The organism is Saccharomonospora iraqiensis subsp. iraqiensis (assembly GCF_000430445.1).
GTDB lineage: Bacteria > Actinomycetota > Actinomycetes > Mycobacteriales > Pseudonocardiaceae > Saccharomonospora > Saccharomonospora iraqiensis.
This window is the reverse complement of record NZ_KE387064.1, coordinates 77399-85302: the sequence shown is the minus strand read 5'-3', so window position 1 is coordinate 85302 and position 7904 is coordinate 77399. Positions and strand designations below refer to the sequence as shown.

Below are 7904 nucleotides of genomic sequence, written 5' to 3'. Positions count from 1 at the left end.
CCAGGGTGCCCGGCCGCGCCCCGCGGGCGTTCACCACCAGCGACAGGGCGGCCACCACCGCCCCCTCGCGGTCGCGCACCGGGGCCGCCACCGACACGGCGTCCAGCGTGACCTGCCCGTCGCTGACCGCGAATTCCTGCCTGCGCACGGTCGCCAGCACCGACCGCAGCCGCTCCGGGTCCGTGATCGTCTTCGGGGTGTAGGCGGTCAGCGGCGCGGACAGCGTCTCGCGTTGCACCCGCTCCGGCGCGTACGCGAGCAGCACCAGCCCCACCCCCGTGGCGTGCAGGGCGAACCGCCCGCCAACCCGGGTGCGCACCGGTACGGCCTCCCACCCAGCGATGCGTTCGACGAACACCAGCTCGGGGCCCTCCCGCACCGCGAGCTGCACGTTCTCGTGGGTGACCTCGTACAGGTCCTCCAGGAACGGCATGGCCGCCTCCCGCAGGCCCAGGCCACGCGGAGCCAACGACGCGACCTCGTACAGCCGCAGGCCGATGCGGTAACGCCCGTCGGCGCCGCGTTCCAGCGCGCCCCAGTCCACCAGCTCCGCCGCGCGCCGGTGGGCCGTCGGCAGGGACACCCCGGCCCGCCGGGCCAGCTCCGTCAGGGACAACGTGGGAGACGCCGGGCTGAACGCGTCGAGCAGGGACAGCACCTTCGACGTCACCGACCGGGATTCGCCGGACACCGGATCCTCCTCCGTCGCCGGCGTCACACACGCCGGACAGCTCGTTGTGCGGGACCACGAACCACCCGAGCCTCGACGACGGCGACCGGGAGAGCCACGGCGGTTTTCACCCAGTGAAAACATTCCCGCTGACACCGTTCGACAGACCACACAACGACTCGCCGGGCCCCGCCCGTGCCTAGGGTCCCGGCTCATGACGAGGTCAGAGTCGACTTTCCTCCCCGCCGAGGAGGAACAGAGCCGGAAGCCGTACCGGGCGTTGTGGGCGATGCTGCTGCTCGGCTGGGTGGTCAGCTACGCCGACCGCACGCTCACCGGCCCCGTCGTGAGTTGGATGATCGCCAACGACGTCGGGTTCATCGGGGAGTCCAGCGACCCCCGCGCGCTCGGCGGCCTGGTCGGGTCCCTGTTCTTCACCGGCTACATGCTCACCCAGTACCCCGGTGGCCGGCTCGGTGACCGGTTCGGGCACCGCGAGATGATCGTGCTCTCCCTGCTGTGGGCGGGCGTGATGACGGCGCTGTCCGGCATCGTCGTCGGGCTCATCGCCTTCGTCGGTGCCCGCGTGCTCACCGGCCTCGGTGAGGGCGTGTTCTACTCCAACGACCGCACGCTGATCATGAACAACACCCCGCCGGAGCGACGCACGCTCGGACTCGGGGTGGTCATCTCCGGGCTGTCGATCGGTCTCACGGTCGGGATCGTGCTCACCCCCGTGCTGATCGACTGGGGTTCGTCGCTGGGCCTGGGCACGGACGCGTGGCGGGTGCCGTTCCTGGTGTTCGCGGTGGTCTCGGTGCTCGTGGCGCTGGGCTGCTGGTACTTCTTCCACCGGCACCTCGGTGGCAGGTTGCGCCTGGGGCCGCCGCTGCTGCGCATGGTCGCGGTGTCCACCCCGCTGCTGGCGGCGGTGCTGCTGCTGTTCGTCGTCGCCGACCGGCTGCAGTGGCCGACCTGGGGCACCGCGCTCGGCTCGGGCCTGCTCGCGGTCGTGGTCATCGGGGCCGTGGTGCTGCGCATCCGCCGCACCCCCGAGGCGGCGACCCTGCTCTCCCGCGACATCGTCATCATCTACTTCGCCTACATCGCCATCCTGTGGAACCTGTGGTTCTTCAGCTTCTGGTCGGTGGAGATCGTGCGGGAGGCGGCGGACAGTTCCCTGCTCGCCGCGGCGCTCACCGCGGCGTTCAACGCGGGCGCGGGCATCCTCGGGTTCCCCGCCGGTGGCTGGCTGGCCGACCGCGCGCTGCGCAGCGGCCGGGGGCGCAAGCCGCTGCTGATCAGCTTCTCGGTGATCTACTCGCTGCTGGTGTTCTGCTTCGCCCTGTCCATCAGCGGCGGCGGCACCCCGTCGCTGTGGCTGCTCGGGCTGATCCTGTTCTGCTCGGGGCTGTTCTTCAACGCCCTGCAGCCGATCGCCCAGGGCATGACCGGCGACCTCGTGCCGGACGCCCAGCGCGGCTCGGCGTTCGGGCTGCTGAACCTGGTCTCCGAGATCGGCGCCGTGGCCAGCCCGGTGGTCAGCGGTGTGCTGCGCGACGCCACCGGCAGCTGGTCGGTGGGCACCTGGGTGGCGGGTGGCATCATGCTCGCCTCCGCCGGGATGTATGCGTTCGTGCGGGAGAAGCGCCCCGCCCTGGCGGACGCCTGACCGTCCCGGAGCGCCGCGGGCCACGCGGATCCGCCGGCACCCGTCGGTGCACCGGCGGATCCGCGTGGCCCGGTGTGCGTCGGCCGACCGCGGTCAGCGGGCCGGCATCCGGTACCAGGACGTCCACAGCGGACGGTATCCCTGCGCGTACCAGAACGGCGTGGACCGCGGATTCGCCGGCGCGTGGTGCAGCAGCACCACGTCCACGCCGGACTCCTCGAACACCTGGTGCGCGTGCTCGGCCAGCGCCGTGCCGACCCCGGTGCCGCGGGAGGTCTCGGCGATGTCCAGCGAGGCGAGGTAGCCGACCCGCTCGGCGGCGACGGACCCGGCGATCCAGTCCGAGTCCGGGGGCAGTTCGATGTGCAGCAGACCGAGCGGGTTCCCGTACAGCTCCGCGATCCACAGCGGGGGCACCGTCGCGTCCCGGGAGAGCAGCTCGCGCGTCGACTCCCGGATCGTGGGCTCCGCGTGGTCCCGGAGCGCGACCACCCCGAAGTGCGCGTCGTAGCGGCGCAGTTCCAGTTGCAACCGCACCGCGGTGTCCAGGTCACCCGGCCCGGCGTGCCGGATGCGCACCCCCGGCACCGCGGGTGGTCCGCTGCCGTGCCGTGCGCGGGGCCGGGCCGCCAGCACCCGCACCGGGGCGAAGTGGTGCGCCAGCAGCGCCTCCGTTCCCGGCCAGTCCCGGCTCGGCCGGGCGAGGACCGCGGCCGTGTCCGCGGTGCCGGGAACGGTCCCGGCGGTCAGTGTCTCCTCCGCCTCGCCGGCCAGCGTCTCCTCCCACCGGTCCAGCAGGCCCGCGAGCGCCGCACCCGGATCCTCGCCCGCGAGACGGACGTCGAGGCGGTGCTCCCGGAGCGGCCGCCACAACGCGGCCTGCGAGTCCGGCGGCACCTCCGACGTGCTCACCCGGGCCACGCCGGACGGCACGGTGAGCAGATCGGACGCCTCCGGCCACGGTGCCGGGGCGGGCAACAGCGGGTCGAGTGCGCTCAGACGTTTGACGTGCTCGGTCGTGATGGTCTCGACGTCCATGGAGTCAATCTAACCCCCCACAAATATGACATACCTCACTGGGTTTCGACTACCATCGGCGACCGATCGCCCGCGAAACGGTCACGCTCCTCGCGGCCGGGCGATGTTGTGGCCGCGTCGTGCTGACACAGAGGTGACCTCATTGTCGTGAAAGGAGATCTTGATACGCCCTCCGGGGTAAAGTATCCCTTCGTTCGCGGGTCGGCCCCGACACCGAGCATGCGCGTCACCACAAGGAGGTTGCATGCCGAACGCACACGGCGACTCCGCCGGCACCGGCACGGCCACGGCCGACACGCCGGAGCCCTCGGACGGAGGCCAGGCCTCGGCGCAGGCCCGTGCGGACGAACTCCGGTTCCGCCTCTACACGGCGGTCGTGCTCACGGTCGGGATTCTCGCCGCGGGAGCGGTCTCCACCTGGCTGCCGTTCACCGGTTCGGTCCACCTGTGGTGGATCGGACCACTGCTGGCCGCCGCGTTCCTCGGTGCGGAACAGCTCGGGGTCAACGTCGACGTCCGCAGCGGCATCTCCTGGACCATCTCGTTCACCGAGATCCCGCTCGTGATCGGCCTGCTGGTCGCGCCCTTCGAGGTGGTCCTCACCGCGCACGTGGTCGCCGGGGTGACGACCCTGCTGGCCCGCCGGGTCACCGGCCGGGTGCTCTACAACGCAGGCGCCTTCCTGCTGGAGGTCACCAGCGCGTTCGCCGTCGCCGGTCTGGTCCGGCAGATCCTCGGTGGTGCGGACCAGATGCCGTGGATCGCCGCGCTCGCCGGCACCCTGACCGCCCCGCTGGCGAGCACGCTGCTCGCGATGGCGGCCGTCCGCGTGCTCCGCCGTCGGATGCGGGTCAACACGGTGCTGCGGCTGGCGGGCCGCATCCTCGTGGTGGGTTTCGTCAACGCCTCCGTCGGCCTCACCGGGTACCTGGTGATCTCGAACACGCCCGAGGCCTGGCCGATCGTGCTCGCCGTCTCCCTCGGGCTGGCCGCGCTGTACTGGGCCTATTCCGACCTGCTGCGGGAACAGCGGGACATGGAGGCGCTGACCGACGTCAGCCTGATGGTCGCGCGGTCCGGACAACAGGCCGCGGCACGCCCCGCGGGCCGCGCGGACGACGTCGACGGTGGTGTGGACATCGAGGAGTGGACCACGCTCGCCGAGCGCATCCGGGACCAGCTCGCCGCCGCCCGGATCGTCCTGCGGCTGCGGCTCGACCCGGACGAGTCCATGCGCACCGTCGTGGTGGGCGACGACCTGCCCACCGCCCTGCCCGTGGACGACCCGTTGCTGCGGCTGCGCGGTTCGCACGTGCGGCACCTGCGCCTCACCGAGACACACCCGGACGTGCGCACCGCCCTGCTCGACCGCGGCGCGCACGAGGCGCTGGTCGTGCCCCTGCGCAGCGCGAGCCAGCTGCTCGGGGTGCTGGAGGCGCACGACCGGCTCTCCCGGTGGCGCGGATTCGGCAAGTACGACGTCCAACTGCTCGGCACCATGGCCAGCCATCTGGCCACCTCGCTCGACAACCGCCGGTTGCTCGCCACGCTGCGGCACGACGCCTACCACGACCCGCTGACCGGCCTGCTGAACCGTCCCGGGTTCCGGCAGGTGGCCACCGACCCGCTGCGGGAGAACGAACAGTCCGTGGTGCTGCGGGTCGATCTGGACGTGCTCTCCACGGTCAGTGACGCCCTCGGCTACGCCTGGGCCGACCGGATGTTGATGGCCGCGGGCGGGCGGATGCGCGACACGCTCGGCCCGGACGTCCCGCTGGCCCGGCTCGAAGGAGCCTCGTTCGCGGCCCTGCTGGTGGACTGTGACGCCGACGGGGCGCACGAGACCGCACAGCGGTTGCGCACGCAGCTGTCCGCCCCCTATCCGGTGGACCGGCTCACCGTCGAGGCCAACGCCGTGGTCGGCTACGCCGCCACGACCGCGCGGGAGAACGCCGACGGCGTCGACGTGGACAGCTTCCTGCAACGGGCGGACATGGCGGTGCGCGCGACCCGCAGCGGTGAGGAGGTCCGCGCCTACGTCCCCAGCATGGGGCAGATCTTCCTGCGCCGGTTCCAGATGGTCACCCAGTTCCGGCAGGCGATCGAGCAGGGCCAGGTCAGCGTCCACTACCAGCCCAAGGTCGCCCTGCCCGGCAAGCAGGTCCTCGGCGTCGAGGCGCTCGTACGCTGGCAGCACCCCGAGTTCGGCCGGGTCAACCCGGACGAGTTCGTGCCCGCGGTCGAGGCCGCCGGGCTGGTCGGGGTGCTCACCTCGTTCGTCCTGGACACCGCGCTCGACCGGGTGCGCCGCTGGCTGGACGAGGGGCTGCGGATCTCGGTCGCGGTGAACCTGTCCGTGCGCAACCTGGCCGACACCGAGTTCCCGGCACAGGTCGCCGACGCGCTGGAACGCTTCGACGTCCCCGGCGAGCTGTTGACCCTGGAGCTGACCGAGTCCGGGGTGATGGCCGACCCGGAGCGGGCCCTGCCGATCCTGCGCGGGCTGGCGGAGCAGGGCATCGAGCTGGCCGTCGACGACTTCGGCACCGGCTACTCGTCGCTGGCCTATCTGCGGCAGCTCCCGGTGGACCAGGTGAAGATCGACAAGAGCTTCGTCTTCGGGATGGGCACCGACCTGGGCGACCTCGCGGTGGTGCGCTCGATCGTCGAGCTGGGGCACTCGCTCGGGCTGACGGTCGTGGCCGAGGGCGTCGAGGAGGACGTGGCCCGGGACCAGCTGGAGGCGATGGGCTGTGACGTGGCGCAGGGCTACCTGATCTCCCGGCCGCTGTCCGAGGATCGGCTCCAGGCGTGGTTGACCGCGCGCACGGTCCGCTCACCCGCGCCCGCCTCCGAGGCGGTGCTGATGCTGCTGACCTGAGGTTTCGCGGGGAACCCACCCCCCTTGCCCGACGGTGTGAGCGACTGATGTAGTCTTTGGGACAGCTCGTTGAGAGCAGGCCCCTTTAGCTCAGTCGGCAGAGCGTCTCCATGGTAAGGAGAAGGTCTACGGTTCGATTCCGTAAAGGGGCTCGGCGTGACCACGAGGCGGTGTAGCTCAGTTGGCAGAGCAAGCGGCTCATAATCGCTGCGTCGCCGGTTCGAGTCCGGCCACCGCTACGCGAGTCGGGCGGGCCGGGCTTACCGAAGAGTAAGCACCTCCTCGCTCCGCGACAGCATCGGGGACGGTAGTCCCGCCCTCCGCTTCCCACCCGGTGGGCTCCGGCCCCCGGACCCCACGGATGGGGAACCGAGTAGAGAGTAAGGAGCCGTTGTGGCTGCCACCGACGTACGACCGAAGATCACGCTGGCGTGCGAGGAGTGCAAGAACCGCAACTACATCACCAAGAAGAACCGGCGCAACGACCCGGACCGCTTGGAGATGAAGAAGTTCTGCCCGAAGTGCGGTACGCACCGTTCGCACAAGGAGACGCGCTGAGCTCCTCCTCCCGGCGTTGACACGTCCGCCCCTCGGGGCCGACGCGCCGCAGTTTTCGAGAGGCCACCTCCGCCGAACCGGGCGGGGGTGGCCTTTCTCGTGTGCGGCCCCGGTTCCGCGGCGGGCCTCCGGGCCGGTTGTGTCCGCGGGGGGAGCGGGGACCGGTAGTCTGCGCAGCCGTGCCACTGGATCCGAGTTTCATCGGGCGGAGCTACCCGCCCACGAGCACCTACGAGGTCAGCCGCGCCAAGATCGCGGAGTTCGCCGACGCCCTCGGCGACGACAACCCGCTCTACCGTGACCCCGAGTCCGCGCGCGCCGCGGGGCATCCGGACGTCGTCGCACCGCCGACGTTCCTCACGATCGTCCACCTGCCCGTCGTCGAGACGCTCGTGGCCGATCCCGAGCTGGGGCTGGACTACGCGCGCATGGTGCACGGGGAGCAGCGCTTCGTCCACCACCGGCCCGTCCGTGCCGGGGACGCGCTGACCGCGACCACGCGCATCGAGGACATCCGGGCGCGGGCGGGCAACGACTTCCTCACCGTCCTGGCCGAGATCCACACCACCGGGGGCGAGCATGTCGGCACGACCCGGGCCCAGTTCGTCGTGAGGGGGGAGTGACGGTGACCGGAACGACCACGCCGGACCCGACCACGGTCCGGGTCGGCGATGCGCTGCCCGCGTTGACGGTGCGGGTGACCCGCGACCGGCTCGTGCGCTACGCGGGGGCGTCGCTGGACTTCAACCCGATCCACTGGGACGAACGGACCGCCACCGGCGCGGGACTGCCGAACGTGATCGCGCACGGCATGCTCACCATGGCGCTGGCCGGGCGGGTCGTCACCGACTGGCTCGGCGACCCCACGCGGATGGTCGAGTACGGCGTCCGGTTCACCCGCCCGGTCGTCGTGGACACCGACGGTGCCGACGTCGAGTTCGGCGCCACGATCGGCGAGATCCGCGAGGACGGCACCGCCCGCGTCGACATCACCGCCACGGTGGACGGCCGGGCCGTGCTCGGCCAGGCCCGGGCCGTCGTCCGCCTGAGCTGACACCGCCGGCAGCCGATCCCGCCTGCGCCGG

7 protein-coding genes and 2 tRNA genes are annotated in these 7904 nt (G+C 71.7%); 7 read left to right on the top strand and 2 right to left on the bottom strand.

Features of this window, described 5'->3' with window-relative positions:
- Window positions 1-691: IclR family transcriptional regulator (locus ACTIR_RS21995; RefSeq protein ID WP_065388548.1), on the bottom strand; the 691-nt coding region annotated here is incomplete at its 3' end.
- 193 nt (window positions 692-884) lie between these two features.
- Here ACTIR_RS21995 and ACTIR_RS0106145 point away from each other — a divergent pair.
- Complete coding sequence (locus ACTIR_RS0106145) at window positions 885-2342, top strand: MFS transporter (RefSeq protein ID WP_026453599.1); 1458 nt, start codon at window positions 885-887, stop codon at window positions 2340-2342.
- Window positions 2343-2435: 93 nt separating this feature from the next.
- Here the strand turns inward: ACTIR_RS0106145 and ACTIR_RS0106140 are convergent, their stop codons facing one another.
- A complete protein-coding gene (locus tag ACTIR_RS0106140; protein ID WP_026453598.1) occupies window positions 2436-3380 on the bottom strand; it encodes a GNAT family N-acetyltransferase in 945 nt (314 codons plus the stop codon).
- A gap of 244 nt (window positions 3381-3624) precedes the next feature.
- Between ACTIR_RS0106140 and ACTIR_RS0106135 the strand changes: the two genes are divergently transcribed.
- From ACTIR_RS0106135 to ACTIR_RS0106110, 6 genes are all read left to right on the top strand, one after another.
- Window positions 3625-6261 carry a putative bifunctional diguanylate cyclase/phosphodiesterase gene (locus ACTIR_RS0106135; RefSeq protein ID WP_026453597.1) on the top strand — a complete coding sequence of 879 codons (2637 nt, stop codon included), beginning with the start codon at window positions 3625-3627 and terminating at the stop codon, window positions 6259-6261.
- A 79-nt stretch (window positions 6262-6340) separates the two neighbouring features.
- Window positions 6341-6413: transfer RNA gene (locus ACTIR_RS0106130), tRNA-Thr, on the top strand.
- A gap of 14 nt (window positions 6414-6427) precedes the next feature.
- A tRNA-Met gene (locus ACTIR_RS0106125) sits at window positions 6428-6500 on the top strand.
- A 154-nt stretch (window positions 6501-6654) separates the two neighbouring features.
- On the top strand, window positions 6655-6819 hold the full coding sequence (gene rpmG, locus ACTIR_RS0106120; RefSeq protein WP_007026440.1) for a 50S ribosomal protein L33: 165 nt from the start codon (window positions 6655-6657) through the stop codon (window positions 6817-6819).
- 179 nt (window positions 6820-6998) lie between these two features.
- Entirely contained in the window at window positions 6999-7442 is a 444-nt protein-coding gene (locus tag ACTIR_RS0106115; RefSeq protein WP_026453596.1) for a MaoC family dehydratase N-terminal domain-containing protein, read from the top strand.
- Between the two features lie 2 nt (window positions 7443-7444).
- Window positions 7445-7873 (top strand): MaoC/PaaZ C-terminal domain-containing protein, encoded by a 429-nt coding sequence (locus ACTIR_RS0106110; protein WP_007026442.1) that lies wholly within the window; start codon window positions 7445-7447, stop codon window positions 7871-7873.
- Window positions 7874-7904 lie beyond the last annotated feature (31 nt).

Excerpts from the sequence above, each read along its gene's own strand:
- ACTIR_RS0106145 (WP_026453599.1), top strand. The coding sequence starts at position 885 with ATGACGAGGTCAGAGTCGACTTTCCTCCCCGCCGAGGAGGAACAGAGC.
- ACTIR_RS0106140 (WP_026453598.1), bottom strand. The coding sequence starts at position 3,380 with ATGGACGTCGAGACCATCACGACCGAGCACGTCAAACGTCTGAGCGCA.
- ACTIR_RS0106135 (WP_026453597.1), top strand. The coding sequence starts at position 3,625 with ATGCCGAACGCACACGGCGACTCCGCCGGCACCGGCACGGCCACGGCC.